At 67.3% G+C, this 16,926-nt stretch carries 17 protein-coding genes; 1 reads left to right on the plus strand and 16 read right to left on the minus strand.

The window, feature by feature from the left end; translation table 11 throughout:
- Positions 1-91 precede the first annotated feature (91 nt).
- From ACK4E3_RS04140 to ACK4E3_RS04205, 14 genes are all read right to left on the minus strand, one after another.
- Positions 92-865 carry an RNA methyltransferase gene (locus ACK4E3_RS04140; protein WP_409696768.1) on the minus strand — a complete coding sequence of 258 codons (774 nt, stop codon included), beginning with the start codon at positions 863-865 and terminating at the stop codon, positions 92-94.
- A 20-nt stretch (positions 866-885) separates the two neighbouring features.
- Positions 886-1,926 carry a sensor histidine kinase gene (locus ACK4E3_RS04145; RefSeq protein WP_409696771.1) on the minus strand — a complete coding sequence of 347 codons (1,041 nt, stop codon included), beginning with the start codon at positions 1,924-1,926 and terminating at the stop codon, positions 886-888.
- Positions 1,923-2,348: a response regulator gene (locus ACK4E3_RS04150; RefSeq protein WP_409696774.1), complete on the minus strand. Its 426-nt coding sequence runs from the start codon at positions 2,346-2,348 to the stop codon at positions 1,923-1,925. Before ACK4E3_RS04150 ends, ACK4E3_RS04145 begins: the two co-directional genes overlap by 4 nt.
- The gene (locus ACK4E3_RS04155) at positions 2,345-3,889 is read right to left on the minus strand and encodes a sensor histidine kinase (protein WP_409696777.1); all 1,545 of its coding nucleotides are present in this window, start codon (positions 3,887-3,889) and stop codon (positions 2,345-2,347) included. The genes ACK4E3_RS04150 and ACK4E3_RS04155 overlap by 4 nt, the downstream gene beginning before the upstream one ends.
- 71 nt (positions 3,890-3,960) lie before the next feature.
- A complete protein-coding gene (flhA, locus tag ACK4E3_RS04160; RefSeq protein WP_409701058.1) occupies positions 3,961-6,000 on the minus strand; it encodes a flagellar biosynthesis protein FlhA in 2,040 nt (679 codons plus the stop codon).
- Between the two features lie 58 nt (positions 6,001-6,058).
- Positions 6,059-7,477 (minus strand): sigma-54 interaction domain-containing protein, encoded by a 1,419-nt coding sequence (locus ACK4E3_RS04165; RefSeq protein WP_409696780.1) that lies wholly within the window; start codon positions 7,475-7,477, stop codon positions 6,059-6,061.
- 34 nt (positions 7,478-7,511) lie between these two features.
- On the minus strand, positions 7,512-7,859 hold the full coding sequence (gene fliN, locus ACK4E3_RS04170) for a flagellar motor switch protein FliN (RefSeq protein WP_409696783.1): 348 nt from the start codon (positions 7,857-7,859) through the stop codon (positions 7,512-7,514).
- On the minus strand, positions 7,859-8,506 hold the full coding sequence (locus ACK4E3_RS04175) for a flagellar assembly protein FlbE (RefSeq protein WP_409696786.1): 648 nt from the start codon (positions 8,504-8,506) through the stop codon (positions 7,859-7,861). The genes fliN and ACK4E3_RS04175 overlap by 1 nt, the downstream gene beginning before the upstream one ends.
- Positions 8,506-9,543: a flagellar motor switch protein FliG gene (gene fliG, locus ACK4E3_RS04180; protein WP_409696789.1), complete on the minus strand. Its 1,038-nt coding sequence runs from the start codon at positions 9,541-9,543 to the stop codon at positions 8,506-8,508. The genes ACK4E3_RS04175 and fliG overlap by 1 nt, the downstream gene beginning before the upstream one ends.
- Positions 9,543-11,189 carry a flagellar basal-body MS-ring/collar protein FliF gene (gene fliF / locus ACK4E3_RS04185; RefSeq protein WP_409696792.1) on the minus strand — a complete coding sequence of 549 codons (1,647 nt, stop codon included), beginning with the start codon at positions 11,187-11,189 and terminating at the stop codon, positions 9,543-9,545. Before fliF ends, fliG begins: the two co-directional genes overlap by 1 nt.
- Before the next feature lie 97 nt (positions 11,190-11,286).
- The gene (locus ACK4E3_RS04190) at positions 11,287-12,378 is read right to left on the minus strand and encodes a Glu/Leu/Phe/Val family dehydrogenase (RefSeq protein ID WP_409696795.1); all 1,092 of its coding nucleotides are present in this window, start codon (positions 12,376-12,378) and stop codon (positions 11,287-11,289) included.
- A gap of 90 nt (positions 12,379-12,468) precedes the next feature.
- Positions 12,469-13,488, minus strand: a complete 1,020-nt coding sequence (locus ACK4E3_RS04195) for an alpha/beta fold hydrolase (RefSeq protein ID WP_409696798.1) — start codon at positions 13,486-13,488, stop codon at positions 12,469-12,471.
- The gene (locus ACK4E3_RS04200; protein WP_409696801.1) at positions 13,485-14,072 is read right to left on the minus strand and encodes a uracil-DNA glycosylase family protein; all 588 of its coding nucleotides are present in this window, start codon (positions 14,070-14,072) and stop codon (positions 13,485-13,487) included. Before ACK4E3_RS04200 ends, ACK4E3_RS04195 begins: the two co-directional genes overlap by 4 nt.
- Positions 14,056-14,349 carry a DUF3253 domain-containing protein gene (locus ACK4E3_RS04205; RefSeq protein WP_409696804.1) on the minus strand — a complete coding sequence of 98 codons (294 nt, stop codon included), beginning with the start codon at positions 14,347-14,349 and terminating at the stop codon, positions 14,056-14,058. The genes ACK4E3_RS04200 and ACK4E3_RS04205 overlap by 17 nt, the downstream gene beginning before the upstream one ends.
- 50 nt (positions 14,350-14,399) lie before the next feature.
- Between ACK4E3_RS04205 and ACK4E3_RS04210 the strand changes: the two genes are divergently transcribed.
- The gene (locus ACK4E3_RS04210; RefSeq protein WP_409696807.1) at positions 14,400-14,834 is read left to right on the plus strand and encodes a PaaI family thioesterase; all 435 of its coding nucleotides are present in this window, start codon (positions 14,400-14,402) and stop codon (positions 14,832-14,834) included.
- A 16-nt stretch (positions 14,835-14,850) separates the two neighbouring features.
- Here ACK4E3_RS04210 and ACK4E3_RS04215 read toward each other — a convergent pair whose 3' ends face one another.
- The gene (locus tag ACK4E3_RS04215; protein ID WP_409696810.1) at positions 14,851-15,474 is read right to left on the minus strand and encodes a glutathione S-transferase family protein; all 624 of its coding nucleotides are present in this window, start codon (positions 15,472-15,474) and stop codon (positions 14,851-14,853) included.
- A 30-nt stretch (positions 15,475-15,504) separates the two neighbouring features.
- Positions 15,505-16,773 (minus strand): NupC/NupG family nucleoside CNT transporter, encoded by a 1,269-nt coding sequence (locus tag ACK4E3_RS04220; protein WP_409696813.1) that lies wholly within the window; start codon positions 16,771-16,773, stop codon positions 15,505-15,507.
- Positions 16,774-16,926 lie beyond the last annotated feature (153 nt).

Here is a 16,926-nt window from a genome sequence, read left to right on the forward strand (position 1 = left end):
TCTCCTTCAACGCAATGGCTCGAACGCTCTCAACGTCCGATGTAGGTGCGCCGATGCATGGCGAAAGCCCGTAAGGCCAAAGTTTCTGTGCTCAGTCCTGCGGACCGGCACCCCCGGCACGATCGCGCTCGGCCAGCTTGGCCAGCACGCGCCCCCGGCCCTTGGCCAGCGCGTGGATCACACCGCGGAAGGTGGCGACCTCCTGAGAAGTCAGGCGCGCCTTGGCCAGCATGGCGCGCAGGTTCAGGACCATGTTGGGCGTCTTTTCGGGCGGCCAGAAGAAGCCGCCAGCGTGCAGCTCGCGCTCGAGGTGCTCGAACAGGCCCAGCATCTCGCCGCCGCTGGCAGCGGGCTCGTCGCTGGCAAAGGCTGCCGCGGGTGCCTCGTGGCGGCTGACGCGCCACTCATAGGCGCTGATGGCCACCGCCTGTGCCAGATTGAGCGACCAGTGGCGCGGGTCCACGGGGATGGTGATGATGCCCTGGCAAAGGGCGATGTCGGCGGTCTCGAGCCCTGCGCGCTCGGCTCCGAACAGCAGCCCCGCCCGCTCGCCCCTGGCTTCTGCCTCGCGCATCATGCTGACGGCCTCGCGCGGGGTGTGCACGGGCGTTCTCAGCTCGCGCGGGCGCGCCGTGGTGGCATAGACAGCGTTCAGGTCGTGGATGGCATCGGCCACGGTGTCGAACACCTGCACGCCCTCCAGCACCCAGTCCGCCCCCGATGCGGTCGCCCAGGCGCGGTCCTGCGGCCAGCCGTCGCGCGGCGCGACCAGACGCAGGTGCTCAAGGCCGAAGTTGGCCATCACCCGCGCCACCGCCCCGATGTTGTCTGCCAGCTGGGGGCGGTCGAGGATGACTACGGGCATCAGGCTGTCAGCGCCCTTGCTCACAGGTCGAACACCAGCCTGGCGCGAACGCCGCGGTGCTCGGGATCGATCTCGACAGCGGACTTCAGGCCCGAGGCCATGGCCGAGATGATGCGCCCGCCAAGGCCCGTGCCCTTGGGCTTGCCATCGCCCATGCCCGGCCCGTCGTCCTCGACGGTGAGGATCGCGCGGGTGCCTTCCTCGGTGCGCAGGGTAACGCGGATCTCGCCGCTTTCACCGGGCGGATAGGCATATTTGAAAGCATTGGTGACCAGCTCGGTCACGATCACGCCGATGGACACGGCCTGATCGGTCTTGACGCGGGCGGCATCGGCATCGAGGCGCAAGGTGGGCGCGTTGTCGCCAGAGCCCAGGGAGTTGCCCAGCTCATCGACCAGGCCCGACAGATATTCGTCGAGGCGCACATGGTCCATCTCGACCGAGGTGTAGAGCCTGCGGTGCACGTGGGCGACGGCCTCGATGCGCGACTGGGCGTCCTTCAGGGCAAGGCGCGCGCTCTCGTCGGTCAGCTGGCGCACCTGAAGGGCGATGAAGCTGGAGACGAGCTGCAGCGAGTTGCCGACCCGGTGATTGACCTCTCGCAGCAGGGCCTCGGCCCGGTCGCGGGCCTCGCGCATGGCCTCGATGGCCTCCTCGCGCTCTCTCGCCATGCGACGGCGCGAGACCGCGTCCTCGACCGCCGAGCGCAGCAGGGCGATGAAGTCCTCGGACACGTCCTTGATCACATAGTCCGCCGCCCCGGCCCGCAGCGCCGAAACCGCCACGCGCCCGTCCTGGGTGCCCGTCACATAGACCACCGGCGGATGGCCCTCGCGCGCCACGATGTCGGGCAGAACCTCGAGACCGTCGCGGCCAGGCATATAGTGATCGAGCGCCACGCAGTCGAACTTGCTCTCGGCGAGCAGGCGCAGACCCTCGTCGCCATCGGCAGCCACCGTCACCCGGTGGCCGTGGCGCTTGAAATCCTTCTCCACCAGACGCGCCAGTGCGCGGTCATCATCGATGTAGAGGATCGAGAAGGCCTCGCCTTGCCCGCTCATTCGATATCCGGGGCCTGCATGACCGAGAGGAACAGCCCCAGCTGGCGGATGGCCGAGGCAAAGGCCTCATAGTCCACCGGCTTGGTGATATAGACGTTGCAGCCCAGATCGTAGCAGCGCTGGATCTCGACCTTGTCGTCGGTGGTGGTCAGCACGACCACGGGCGCACGCTTCAGCTTCTCGTCGGCCTTGAGGCGGGCGAGGATCTCGGTGCCCTGCATATCCGGCAGGTTGAGATCGAGCAGCACCAGCATAGGCCCGTTGGCGCGCACCTCCTCCGAGAACAGGTGCTCGATCGCCGAGGTGCCATCGTCGAAATGGCGGATCTCGTTGCCGATATTGGCGCGGCGGATGTTCTTCTCGATCAGCTTGGCATGGCCGTGATCGTCCTCGACCATGACGATGGTCACCGGTTCAGTCATTCGCCCTCTCCCTGCTCAATGACGAGGCGTTTGGGGAAAACCAGATAGAAAGTCGAGCCTTTTCCCAGTTCGGACTCGACCCTGATGTCACCGCCGAGACGACGCACGGCGTTACGCACGAAAGCAAGCCCGAGGCCCTCGCCTTGGCGATCCTGGCGGCCCGAGCGACGGAAAAGCTCAAAGATGCGCTCGTGATCCTTGGGGTCAATGCCCCTGCCGTTGTCGCGTATGCGGTATTCGACCATCCCGCCCGACGTGGTGCGCCCGTCGATGTGGATCAGGCCCTCGCGGCTGTGGTCGAGGTATTTCACAGCATTGTCGATCAGATTGCCGAAGATCTGCTCCAGCGACAGCCGGTCGCTTTCGATGTCGGGCAGGCTGGCCACAACGATCTCGGCGTTGGCGGCTTCGGTCTGGTGGTTCACGCTGTCGGCGATGTTGCGGACCATGTCGGTCATGGAAACGGGCTCGCTGACCAGCCTGCGCCGTCCCTCCCGCGACAGCTTGAGGATGGCGTTGATCAGGCGGTCCATCTTGGCGGTCGAGGCCCGCACAAAGCCGATGGCCTCGGGCACATCCTCGCGCACCGCCTGCACGGCCTCCTCGTCCAGCAGCTCGGGCGCACTCGCCTCGATCTGCTCGATCTGGCGCGTGAGTGCCTTGCCCGCCTCTTCCAGCTCGGAGGTATAGCCCATCACATTGACCAGCGGCGCACGCAGGTCATGACTGACGATATAGGCAAAGCGCTGGATTTCATCGTTAGCCCTGCGCAGCGAGGTGGTGCGCTCGGCGACCTTGCTTTCGAGCAGTTCGTTGGCCTGCGCCATCATATCCCGCGCCCGCGCCAGCTCTGCCAGATAGCGCCGGATCAGCATCAGACTGATGATTGCCAGCACGATGATGAACACGCCGCCGACCGTGTTGACCGCCAGCGTGATGCGGCCCGAACGCTCGGAAGCCTCGGTCAGGTCTTCGACACGCGCCTGCTCGAAGGCATCGATTTCCTCCATCTTGGCGCGCATCGCGTCCATCAGCACCTTGCCCTGGCCGGTGCGAAGCAGAGCCACCGCCTCCGGCAGGCGGCCAGCGCGCGCCAGATCGATGCCCGTCGACATGCGCGCAAGACGCTCGCCGGCCAGAGCACGCAGCTCCTGCACGCGCGCATTCTGGTCAGGATAGGGCACGGTAATGCGGTCCAGATCGGCCAGTGCGCCCGGCAGCGCCTCCATGGCTCGGTCGTGGACGATCAGATACTGGCTCTCCTGGGTCAGCAGAAAGCCGCGATGCCCCGTCTCGGCGTCGACGAACAGCGTCATGATCTGCTCGGAGATCACGCGCGATGACATGGCGTTGACCGTCTGTCGGCTGTAGTCGGCCGTCTGGCGGATCATGGCGAAGGTGACGATGTTGATGACCAGCAGGCACAGCAGCGCCAGCGTCATCAGACCGGCCAGATTGCGCGCGAGCGAGGGCGTGCGGACGAACCCGAGGCCCGTCTGCATCATGTCATTCAGGCGGCGGGGCGCGGGGGTCACGACCATCGGGCGTGATGCTTTACCGCCTCGCTTGCGTTTGTCCAGAAAATAGCCGCTCGGATATCAACGGTTGACGATCAGACAGTGCCGACGGTCTTTAGGCGTGCGCGCGGATGGATCTCGTTCTGGCTCATCACCACGGTCTGACCGCGGAAGCGTTCGATGATCGAGCGCACATAGGGACGGGTCTGCGGACCGGTCAGAAGGATCGCCGCCTCGCCCGCCATGGCCGTGCGCTCGAACACATCGCGCACATTGCGGATGAACTCCTGCAGCTTGCTGGGTGCCATGGCGAGCTGGCGCTCCTCACCCTGCCCGATCAGGGCATCGGCGAAGGCCGCCTCCCACTCGGGCGACAGGGTGACGATGGGCAGGGCACCGTCCTCGCCGCGGTGCTGCCAGCACAGCTGACGGGCCAGGCGCGAGCGCACGTGCTCGACCAGCTGGGTCACGCTGGCGGTGTGAGGCCCGGCCTCGGCCAGCCCTTCGAGAATGGCGCCCAGATCGCGGATCGAAACCCGCTCGCGCAGCAGGGCCTGGAGCACGCGCTGCAAGGTCGTGACCGTGACGACCTGGGGGATCAGCTCCTCGACCAGCTTCTTCTGCTCGCCGTCCAGTTCCTTCAGCAGCTTCTGCACCTCGGCATAGGACAGAAGATCCGCCATGTTTTCCTTCAGGATCTCGGTCAGGTGCGTGGTCAGCACCGTGGAGGGGTCCACCAGGGTATAGCCTCGGAAAGTCGCCTCCTCGCGCAAGGACTCGTCGATCCAGGTCGCGGGCAGGCCAAAGGCGGGCTCGCGCATGTGCTCGCCGGGCAGCTCGACCTGACGGCCCTGCGGGTCCATGGCCATGAGCGAGCCGAGCCGCACCTCGCCTGCACCCGCCTCCATCTCCTTGATGCGGATGGCATAGCCCTGGGTGGGCAGGCGCATGTTGTCGAGAATGCGCACGCTGGGCATGACGAAGCCGTACTCCTGGGCCAGCGAGCGGCGCAGGGCGCGGATCTGGTCGGTCAGCCTGCGCCCCTCCAGATCGTTGATCAGTGCCAGCAGCGAATAGCCCAGCTCGATCTTGACCTCGTCTATGGTCAGGGCTGTGGAGATCGGCTCCTCCTCCGGCTCGACCGGGCGCGTCTCCTCGATTACGGGGGCCTCCACCTTGGGCTTCTGCCCGCGCCGCCATGCCAGCACGCCCGTGCCCACCGCGATGGCCGCGAACGGCAGCAGCGGCATGCCGGGAATGAGGCCGATCAGGCCCGACGCAGCCGAGACCATGCCAAGGCTGACCGGATTGGTGGCAAGCTGGGCCACCAGCGCCTTGTCCGCCGATCCCTCGACACCGGCCTTCGAGACCAGAAAGCCTGCCGCGATCGAGATGATCAGGGCCGGGATCTGGGTTACCAGACCATCGCCGATGGTCAGCACCACATAGGCGTCGGCGGCTTGGGACAGCGACAGCGAGTGCTGGGCCATGCCGATGATCATGCCGCCGATCACATTGATGGCCGTGATGATCAGGCCCGCGACCGCGTCGCCGCGCACGAACTTCGAGGCACCGTCCATGGCCCCGAAGAAGGTCGATTCCTGCTCCAGCTCCTTGCGGCGGCGGCGCGCCTCGTTCTCGTCGATCAGCCCCGCCGACAGGTCGGCGTCGATGGCCATCTGCTTGCCGGGCATGGAATCGAGGCTGAAGCGCGCACTGACCTCGGCGATGCGCGTCGAGCCCTTGGTGATGACGACGAAGTTCACCACCAGCAGGATGATGAAAACCACCATGCCGATGACGAAGCTGCCGCTCATCATCAGGTCGCCGAACGCCTGGATCACCTGACCGGCGCTGTCGCTGCCCTCGTGGCCGCTGGACAGGATCAGGCGCGTCGAAGCGAGGTTCAGCCCCAGCCGATAGAGCGTCGCCACCAGCAGGACCGTGGGAAAGATCGCAAAGTCCAGCGGCTTCCTGATCAGCAGCGAGGTCATCAGCACCAGCACCGAGCTGGTGATGGAAATGGCCAGCAGCAGGTCGAGCACGACCTTGTTCATCGGCACGATCAGAAGCACGACGATCAGGATTACCCCGAGCGCCAGAGCCACTTCACCACGCGCGAACCAGCGCCACATCTCGCGCGGCGCAGGCACGGCCGACAGACGTGAGGATGCCCCCTCGGCCATGACTGTTTCAGGCCGCTCCGCTCATGCCCGGGGCAGGACCGCTCATCGGGGCGACACCCGACTGGGGTGCAGGGATCGGCGTGCCCTCGTCGGCATATTCGTTCAGCTTGTTGCGCAGGGTGCGGATCGAGATGCCGAGGATGCTGGCCGCATGGGTGCGATTGCCGAGGCAGTGGCTCAGGGTATCGAGGATCAGCGTCTTTTCCATCTGGGCCACGGTCTGGCCGACATGGGCACGGGCGACGGCATCAGCACTGGCTGCGGCGCGGGCCGCAAGGCCGGTATCGCCCATACCGCTGCTCACAGCGCCGCCAAGACCCAGAGGCTGACCATCGGGCATGCGGATGGCGTCCTCGCTGATCTCGGTGCCGGTGGCCAGCAGCACGGCGCGGTGCATGGCGTTCTCCAGCTCGCGCACATTGCCCCTCCACGGATGGCTCAGCACGCCCCGGCGCGCGGCCTCTGACAGCGGGCGGGCGGGCACACCGTTGGCAGCGGCGTATTTCTTGATGAAGTGCTCGGCCAGGGCCACGATGTCGCCGGGGCGCTCGCGCAGGGGTGGCAGGCGCAGGTTCACGACATTGAGGCGATAGAGCAGGTCTTCGCGGAACGTGCCCTCGCTGACCGCCCGGGCCAGATCGCGGTTCGAGGTGGCGATGATGCGGATGTCGACCTTGACCGGCCTGGTCCCGCCCACACGGTCGATGACGCGCTCCTGGATTGCGCGCAGCAGCTTGGCCTGAAGGCGCACGTCCATCTCGCTGATCTCGTCGAGCAGCAGCGTGCCGCCGTCCGCTTCCTCGAACTTGCCGATCCGCCGGGCCAGGGCACCGGTGAAGGCGCCCTTCTCGTGGCCGAACAGCTCGGATTCCAGCAGATTGTCGGGGATGGCGGCGCAGTTGACCGAGATGAACGGGCGATCCTTGCGGCGCGACTGGCCGTGCAGATAGCGCGCCATCACTTCCTTGCCCACGCCGCTCTCGCCGGTGATCAGGATCGAGGCTTCCGAGCGCGCCACCTGGTCGGCCAGCTGCACAACGGCCTTCATGGACGGGTCCGCCGAGATCATCGGGCGCTCGTCATCGGCCACGGCGGCCAGCACGGCGGCGATCAGATCGGCCTCGGGCGGCAGGGGGATGAACTCCTTGGCACCTGCGCGGATGGCACCGGCGGCGCGGTCGGGGTCCGCACCGATGCCGCACGCCACAACGGGCACATGGATGCGCTCGGCCTCGTTGGCGGCAATCAGCGAGCGGATGTCCAGATCATAGTCGACCATCAGCAGGTCCGCGCCCTGCCCGCGCCTCAGCGTCTCGGTGGCCTGGTCGCAGCGTTCCACATGGCCGACCTTCGCGCCGTGGGCCATGGCCATCTTGACCGCCGCCGCCAGCTGTCCGCTCAGTTTTCCGACTACCAGAAGGCGCATGGCCATCTCCTTGTTGTACGCATCACGCCGCCGGTCAGGCGCCGTTGTCCTCGGTCTTGATGATCTCGGTCATGGTCACGCCCAGGCGCTCGTCCACGACCACCACCTCGCCGCGCGCGACCAGACGGTTGTTGACGAAGATGTCGATGGCCTCGCCCACCTTGCGGTCCAGCTCCAGCACGCTGCCTTGGCCCAGCTTCAGAAGCTGCGAGACCGAGATGTGCGCCTTGCCCAGCACCGCCGAGATGTTCACCGGCACGTCGAACACGGGCGCGAGGTCCGTGGCGGACTTGTCCTCGACCTCGTCGAGGGGTGCCAGAGCGGTGGAGGGGGCGAACTCCTCCAGCGGCAGGTCGGATCGTGCGTCGGTGTCGGTGGCCATCACGGGGCTCCGTCGTGGGAGAGATTGAGAGACTCGGCGTGGGCTGCCTCGGCGGCGAGCTGGCTGGTCACGGCATCGCGGATGCGCGCGGCGACCGAGGCGGGATCAAAGCTGGCGCGCCCCTCGGGCCACTCGATGACGAAGGCGGCGGGCGCAGCGCCGGGCAGATCGCGGAACACGATCTGGGCACCCAGTCCGGCTGCGGCGCAGGCGGCCTCGACCTCGGCGCGGCCCTGATCGTCGAGGCTGCCGGAGCGGATCACCAGACGCGCAGAGTCCAGAATCTCGGTGCTCAGGCTCTCCAGAGCGCTCACGATGGCCCCTTGCGGCGCGCGTGCCAGTGCCTCGCCCGCGATTACGCCTGCACAGACCTGAGCCAGATCGGCGGCCTGGGCGCGGTGCTCTGCGGCCACGCGCGCCAGCTCGGGCAGGGCACGTGCGGCGCTGTCGGCGATGGTGGCCAGAGCGTGGGCGCGCATGGCCTCGGCCTCGCGCAGGGCCTGCTCGCGCGCCTCCAGCCGTGCCGAAGCCAGCATGGCCTCGACTTCGGTGGCACCATAGCTGCGGCGTACCGGCGCGCGCGCGGCCACCACGCGGCCCTCGCCGTCGAAGATGGTGTCAAAGTCGTATCGGCGCAGCTCGCTCATCAGTAGATCAGCTCGTCCTCTCCGCCCTGGCCGGCCAGCATGATCTCACCCTTGGCGGCCAGATCCTTGGCCACCTGCACCATGGTCATCTGGGCGGTATCGACATCCTTCAGGCGCACGGGGCCCATGGCCTCCATGTCCTCGCGCATGATCTTGGCGGCGCGCTCGCTCATGTTCGAGAAGAACAGCTCGCGCAGGGCATCGGACGCGCCCTTCATGGCCAGGGCCAGCTGATCCTTCTCGACCGCGCGCAGCAGGGTCTGGATACCGCCGGGGTCCAGCTTGGCCAGATCCTCGAACACGAACATCAGGGCGCGGATGCGCTCGGCCGCCTCGCGGTTGCGCTCCTCGAGGGCCGCAATGAAGCGCGCCTCGGTCTGACGGTCGAAGCTGTTGAAGATTTCCGCCATCGCCTCGTGGCTGTCACGCTTGGAGGTTCGCGCCAGATTCGACATGAACTCCGCGCGCAGGGTCTGCTCGATCTTGTCGAGGATTTCGCGCTGCACCGGCTCCATGCGCAGCATCCGCTGGACGACTTCCAGCGCGAAGTCCTCGGGCAGGGCCGTCAGCACCCGCGAGGCGTGCTCGGGCTTAACCTTGGACAGCACCACCGCGACGGTCTGGGGGTATTCGTTCTTGAGATAGTTGGCGAGCACGGCCTCGTTCACATTGCCGAGCTTGTCCCACATGGTGCGCCCGGCGGGGCCACGGATCTCGTCCATGAGGGACTCGACCTTGTCGGCGGGCATGAATGAGGCCAGCAGCCGCTGGGTCTGCTCATAACTGCCCATCACCCCGCCCGAGCCGCTCATGCCCGAGACAAACTCGATCATCAGGTCTTCGACGACGCTGGCCTGGACCGTGCCGAGGCTGGCCATGGCCTGGGAGATTTCGCGCACCTCCTCGTCGTCGAGCATCTGCCACAGCTTTGTGTGATCCTCGCCCAGTGCCAGCAGGATCACGGCGGCCTTTTCCGGGCCCGTCAGGCGCCGGATGTCGTCGACCGCACCCTTCTTTACGACCAGACGCGCCGCCATCAGCCTTCATGCACCCAGTTGCGGAGAATCGCGGCGGATTCATCCGGGTTGGCCTGAACGAAGTCGGCGACCTTGCGCACCGATGAGGCCTTCACCTGACCTTCGATGCGAGCGATGTCGATGCGCTGCTCCATCTCGGAGGGCGCAGGCAGGGCGGCCTGACCGGCTGAGCCTGCGGGCAGCAGGGCCGCGGCGCTCCCGCCATCGGCCACCGCCACGGCGCCTCCGCCGGGTAGCTGGGCCACCGCCACCGCACCGCCCGTGGTATTCGCGGCCTTCAGCATGGGACGCAGGACAAAGAAGATCAGCAGCAGCGCCGTGATCGCCAGCACCGCGATCTCGATGATACGCATGATGTCGTTCTTGGTCAGGTCGAGCAGACCGCCGCCCGCCTCGGTGCCCTCGAAGCTGGCGGTGTCGCGGCTGAAGCGCACATTGATGACGCTGAGCTGATCGCCGCGCTGCTCGTTGTAGCCCATGGCCGAGCGCACCAGCTGCTCGATGCGCTGCATGTCCTCGTCGGGGCGCGGAGCGTAGCTCGCCTCGCCGCCCCCTGCTGCGGGCGTGGTGATGCCATCGACGGCCACGGCCACCGACAGGCGCCGCACCTCGCCGGGCTCGCGCACCGTTGTGGTGGTGGTGTTGGAAATCTCGTAGTTGGTGGTCTCGCCCGTGGTGCCGCTGCGCGAGCCGAACGCCGTCTGGCCGCCCTGATCGCCGCCGGGAATGTTGTTCAGCGCCGTGACGCCGCCGTCAGGACGCGCCTCGGAATCCTCGCTGGTGGCCTCGGAGGCCTGGGTCGAGCGTACCACCTGACCGTCCGGGTCGAACACCTGCTGCTGCACGGTCTGGCGCGACAGGTCGATGTCGGCGGTGACCTCGACGCGCGCGGCACCCGGCCCGACGACGCCCTCGACAAGCTGGCGGATGCGCTCGGTCATGCGCGCCTCGACCTCGGCGCGGCGGTCGTTGGCCAGGGCCGATGCTCCGCCCGAATCCTCCGAGCCCGCCGCCAGCGTGCGGTTGGTCTGGTCGACCACGGTGACGCGCTCCGGCCGCAGGCCCGGCACGCTCGAAGCAATCAGGTTTCGCACCGCGCGCACCTGATCGGCATTGAGATCGCGCCCGCCAAGACCCACTACCACCGCAGCCGAGGGCTCGGCCCCGCTGGCGCGGAACATCTCGCGGCGCGGCATGGTGATGTGCACCCGCGCCGAGGTCACCCCGCGCAGGTCCATGACCGTGCGCGCCAGCTCGCCCTCCAGGGCGCGCTTTTCGTTGATGTTCTGCTGGAACTCGGTCTGGCCGAGGGCGGACTGGTTGTCGAAGATTTCGTAGCCGACCGAGCCGGAGGTCACGAGGCCGCGCTGGGCCAGCATCATGCGCGCGGTGCCGACCTGATTGCGCGAGACCATGATGGTCGAGCCATCGCCGCGCGCGCGGTACTTGATGCCCGCCTGATCGAGCGCCTGCGAGATTTCCGCAGCCTCGCGCAGGTCGAGATTGGAATAGAGCAGCGCATCAGGCTCCTGCCCGACCCGCAGCACCAACGCCGCCATGACGGCCGCAACGCCCGCGGCCACGCCGATCAGCGTGGCCAGACGTCCAATGCCGAATCTCTGAATCGCCGCCGCAAACGGACCCACGCGAGCGCCCCACCTCTGACACGCGAAGCACTCGACGCCGCTTCGCTAGGCAGAAAATGCCGCCCGCATGGTAAACGCGGTCTTAAGGCGCTGATTATCAGGCCGCCTTCAGGGCCTTTTCACGGGCATCGCGCGCGGCATTGATGCGCGCCTCGGCGATGGCGTCAGCGATCTCGTGGGTCGGGCGACCCTCGCTGGCCGAGCGCTCGAGGATTTCGCGCAGGGTTTCCATCAGGCGCTCCAGCTTGCCGTCGACCCAGTTCCAGTCGTAGGCGCCACCGCTCTGGCGGGCATGAAGCTCGGAGGCCACATTGATGATGCCCCCGCCGTTGACCACATAGTCGGGCGCATAGAGCACGCCGCGCTTGTGCAGGATCTGACCGATCTCGGCCGTGGCGAGCTGGTTGTTGGCCGCGCCCACGATGGCGCGCGCCTTGATGCGCTCCAGCGTCTGGGGGTTCAGCGTGGCACCCAGGGCGCAGGGCGCATAGATGTCGGCATCCACGTCATAGATGGCATCGGGCGAGACGATCTGTGCACCGGTGCGCGCGGCGACCTCCTCCAGCACGGGCTGGTTGACGTCGGTGACGATCAGCTTTGCGCCCGCCGCGTGCAGCTTGTCGGCCAGATAGCCGCCCACATGGCCCACGCCCTGCACCGCGACCGTCAGGCCCGACAGGTCGTTCTGGTTCCACAGGCGCTCGACCACCACCTTGGTGGAGCGGAACACACCCTCGGCGGTGACGGGGCTGGGATCGCCCGAGCCTTCCTTGCCGCCCGACAGGCCGACCACAAACTCGGTTTCCTTGTGCGCCTCGGAGATGTCGGCCACCGACACGCCCACGTCCTCGGCCGAATAATAGGTGCCGCCCAGCGTATTGATGGCCCGGCCAAAGGCGCGGAACAGCTCGGGCGACTTGTCCTTGCGGGAATCGCCGATGATCACCGACTTGCCGCCGCCCATCTCCAGATCGGCCACGGCGTTCTTGTAGGACATACCTCGCGACAGGCGCAGCACGTCCTCGAGCGCCTCGGCGCTGGAGCCATAGGCCCACATCCGGCAGCCCCCCACCGCAGGCCCGCGGGCGGTCGAATGCACCGCAATGATCGCCTTGAGGCCGGTTTTCTCGTCGTAGAAGACGTGAACGCCTTCATGTCCTGCGAAAGAAGGGGAGTCGAACAGAGTCATGCCCGTAATCGAGCCTTTCCTGGGTTTATTTTTGTGGGCGCCCAATAGGCGCTTCTTGCCCCGAGGGCAAGCGCGACCGTTATAGTCTGGCTAGCGATTGCGGCCCGGAAAGGGCCTCGCGCCCGAGGGCCATGGCGCATCGTCCCCGTCCATGACGCCCAGGGCAAAGGCGGCCACGTCATCGGCCACCCGCTCGCCCTCGAAGCTGCGCGTCAGCAGGTGAAAGCCCTCGGGGTAAAAGGCCGTGCGCGTGCCTTCGGGCGCGCGCGCCAGGGCGCGGCGCATGGGTGCCATGGTGATGACCTGGTCGTCGCCGCCGTAAAAGACGGCTGCGGGCACGGCGAGGGCGGACAGCCTTTGGCTGGCCTGCTCCATCAGGCTGACGAGGCCATAAAGGGTGTCAAAGCGCGTGGCGGTTATCAGGCCCGGATCGCGCGACATCCGCACCAGCTCGACCAGATTGTCCGAGGCCATGATGTTGCGCACCGCCGCTTCCGGCGGCTCCACGGCCAGATCGCCCAGCAGGCGCGCCGCCACCCACAGGCTGGCCCTGTAATGGACCGGCTGGGTCGACCAGCCCCACACCGCCGGGGCGAGCAGCGCGACGCGCTCGGCCTGCGGCGGCCGCCCGGACGTGAAGGCGGCGATGACCACCGCTCCGCCCATGCTCTCGCCCACCACCGTCAGCGGCAGGCCCGGATGGCGCGCGCGCAACAGTCGGGTGAGCGTGGCCAGATCGCTCGTCAGCAGGTCTTCTCCGGCCCAGACGCCGCGCCCCGGTGCTCCGCCGAAGCCGCGCTGGTCATAGGCATAGGTAATGATGCCCTGCGCCGCCCAGGCGCTGCCCGCCATGTTCCAGGCGGCACGGGTGTCATTCATGCCGTGCAGGGCCACGATCACGGCGCGCGGCTCGCCTTCGGGCAGCCAGCGCATGAGCGGCAGGCGCGCGCCATCGCCCATGACGGCATGATCGGCCTCAAGCCGAGGCCCGGCAAAGTCCGCAGGCGGACTCAGTGCGCCCTGCACCGCAGGCGTGGCACAGGCGCTCAGCACCAGCATGGCCATGACGAGCGCCGCCGCTCGCGCGCGCTGCATCCATGCCTCTGTCATGACAGTACCTCCTGCACACGCGCCCTCAGATGAGGGACAAGCTCCTGCCCGAACCACGGATTGGCGCGCAGCCAGGCCGTATTGCGCCACGAGGGGTGCGGCAGGGGGATCACCTGCGGCCCGAACGCTCTCCAGGCCCTCACGGTTTCGCTCATGCTTGCTCGCGCCTGCTCCGCCAGCGCCCAGCGCTGGGCGTGGGCGCCCACCAGCAAGGTCAGCTCCACGCGCGGCAAAAGGGCCAGCAGGCGCGCGCGCCACAGCCGGGCACAGCGCGGCGGCGGCGGATAGTCCCCGCCCTTCGGGCTGGTGCCGGGAAAGCAGAAGGCCTGGGCCGCCACGCCGATCCGTCCGCTGCCATAGAATGTCGCCTCATCGACCCCCATCCATTCGCGCAGGCGCACGCCCGAGGCATCGGTGAAGGGCAGGCCGCTCTCGTGCACGCGCCTGCCCGGTGCCTGTCCACAGATCAGCACGCGGGTCTCAGGGCCGACCATCACCACCGGGCGCGGGGTGTGGGGCAGATCATCCGCACAGGCCCGGCAGGCGGCGATCTCGCTCAGAAGGGCATCAAGCCTCTGCGCCATCGTCCTGCGACGCCTCGGGCTGATCGCCAGTTCCGGCAGCGGGCAGCTTCAGCCGGATCACGCCCTTGAAGCCGTTGGGGTCCACCGGCTTGCCCTTCTTGGTGATGACGAGGCGGCCATCGCGCATCAGGCCCGTGGCCACGGCGCGCACCTGGGGCATGAGCCTCTGCCAGCGTTCGGGCTCCAGCGCCTTGGCCACTTCGCTGGGACAGATCGACTTGCCCGCATCGCGCCGGGCCAGAAGGTCATAGATGGTGGTCTCGATTGGATCGGTCATTGGTCCTATATGCTGCGTCGCAACAGGGATTTCGAGTCGGAGACAAAGGGATGGTCGCAAGGATCACCGTCAGCGAGGGCGAGTTCGCAGGCTGGCAGACCTATGACCTGCAAGGCACATTCGATCAGGTGGTGGGGCCGTTCTACTTCCGCCCCGACCCGGACGGGCGCATGCGCTGTGCGTTCCGCGCCGAGGCCAAGCACATGAACGCGGGCGGGCGCATGCACGGCGGCTGTCTGATGACCTTTGCCGACATCGCCCTGTTCCAGACCGCCTATCAGGAGATGGAGGGCCGCTCGGGCGTCACGGTGCAGCTCGATTCCACCTTCATCGACGCGGCCTATGAGGGCGAGCTGGTCGAGGCCACCGGCGAGGTGGTGCGCGCGGGCCGCTCGCTGATCTTCGTGCGCGGCCAGATCCACAGCGGCGAGCGCATCGTGATGACCTTCTCGGGCGTGATCAGGAAGTTCGAGAGCAGGACTTAACGCCCTTAAGGCCCGATCAGGCGTCCAGCCCCGCCCTTGCCGCCGGGCGGGCGCGGCACGCCTCCAGCCAGCGGCCCAGATGGCCGTGCTCCTCGGGCGGGCGGTATTTGATCAGACGCCCGAAGTCGATACCCGTGACGGCCACGATGTCGGCGATGGTAAAGCGGTCGGCAGCGATGAATTCGCGCCCGGCCAGATGGCGGTCCAGCACCTTCATGTAGCGCTCGGCCCCCTCGCGGTTATAGGCGGCGACCTCGGGCCTGGGGGCCTCCAGCGCGGCCAGCGCCGGGTGCGAGAAGCGCACCGTCAGCATCATGGGCGTGGCCAGATACATCTCGACGCGGCGCGTCCACATCTCGATGACCGCCTGCTCGCGCGCGTCGCGCCCGAACAGGTTCGGCTCGGGGTAGAGGCTCTCCAGATAGCGGCAGATGGCCAGCGACTCCGAGATGCAGGTGCCGTCGTCCAGCTCCAGCGCGGGCACGTGAGGCGCGCCGACCTTGTCACGATATTCAGCCGTGCGGTGCTGGCCGGACAACAGGTCGACCTGCACGATCTCGATGTCCCCGATGCCCTTTTCCGCCATCAGCCAGCGCACACGGCGCGGATTGGGCGCACGCAGGGTGTCATGGAGCTTCATGGTCAGCCTCCCGATAGTTTCCAATCGAAACTATGCGCCGAAAACCGCCGAAGGCAAGAGGCCGATCACCGAGGCCGAAAGGATGGTGGCCAGAAAGCCCGCGAACAGCGCCTTCCACACCATGGCCAGCACCTCCTCGCGCCGCTGAGGGATCAGCACCGACAGGCCCGTGACCACAATGCCCACCGATCCGATGTTGGCAAATCCGCACAGGGCATAGGTCATGATCATGCGGGTTCGCGCCGAGATGGCGTCGGCAGGCACATTGCCCAGTTCGATGAAGGCCACGAACTCGGTCAGGGTCAGCTTGACGCCCAGCAGCCAGCCGCCCGTGAGCGCGTCGCGCCACTCGATGCCCATGGCAAAGGCGATGGGCGCGAAGGCATAGCCCAGCAGGCGCTCCAGCGTGACCGGCTCGCCCAGCAGCCAGAAATTGCCGAGCACCAGATTGACCAGCGCCACAAGCGACACGAACACGATCAGCACCGCCGAGATGTTCAGCACCACCATCAGGCCGTCCGCCGTGCCCTTGACGATGGCGTCGATGCCGCTGTCGTAGCGCAGGGCCGAGCGATAATCGGCAAAGGCCCCGCCTTGGCCCGGCGTCTCGGGCACCATGATGCGCGCCAGCATCACGCCTGCGGGGGCCGAGATGATCGAGGCCACCAGCACATGGCCTGCCGCGTTCGCCATGGTGGGTGCCAGAATGGTCGCATAGGCCACCATGGTCGAACCCGCCACCGTCGAGAAGCCGACCACGATCAGCATGAACAGCTCCGAGCGCGTCAGCTTGTCCAGATAGGCGCGGATGACGATGGGGCTCTCGATCATGCCCAGAAAGATGTTGGCCGCCACCGCCAGGGCCGAGGCGCCGCCCAGCCCCATGGTCTTCTGGAACAGCAGGCCGAACCCGCGCGTGATCCAGCGCAGGATGTGCCAGTGCCACAGCAGGGCGGACAGGGCAGAGATCACCAGAATCAGGGGCAGCACCTGAAAGGCGAACACGAACAGGGCGCCGGGGTTCTCGACTGCATAAGGTTGCGCCCCGCCGCCCAGATAGCCGAAGATGAACTGGGTGCCGCGCGCGGTCGCATTGGCCAGGGCCGCTATGGTGCCGGAGATGGCATTGAGCACGACGGCCGAGCTGGGCAGGGCAAAGAAGAACAGGATCAGGCCGATCTGGACCGACACCGCCCCCAGCACCAGCAGGGCGGGAAAGCGCCTCTTGTTCTCGGACAGAAGCCAGCATGCGCCAATCACGCCGAGCAGCCCCAGCAGGCTCTGAAGATTGAGCAGCACGTCATCCCCCCGATCAGTGTCACCAGCCGCTTTGCACCCATCGCCCGCCCCTGACAAGGGGACGCGGCACAGGCACACCCGCCCCCGTGCGGACCGACTCCATGCCGTCGCGCAACGGCCCCACCGCTGCCGCAATCGACGGTTTCATTGAGC

It is taken from the genome of Brevundimonas sp. (genome assembly GCF_046299595.1).
Classification (GTDB): domain Bacteria; phylum Pseudomonadota; class Alphaproteobacteria; order Caulobacterales; family Caulobacteraceae; genus Brevundimonas.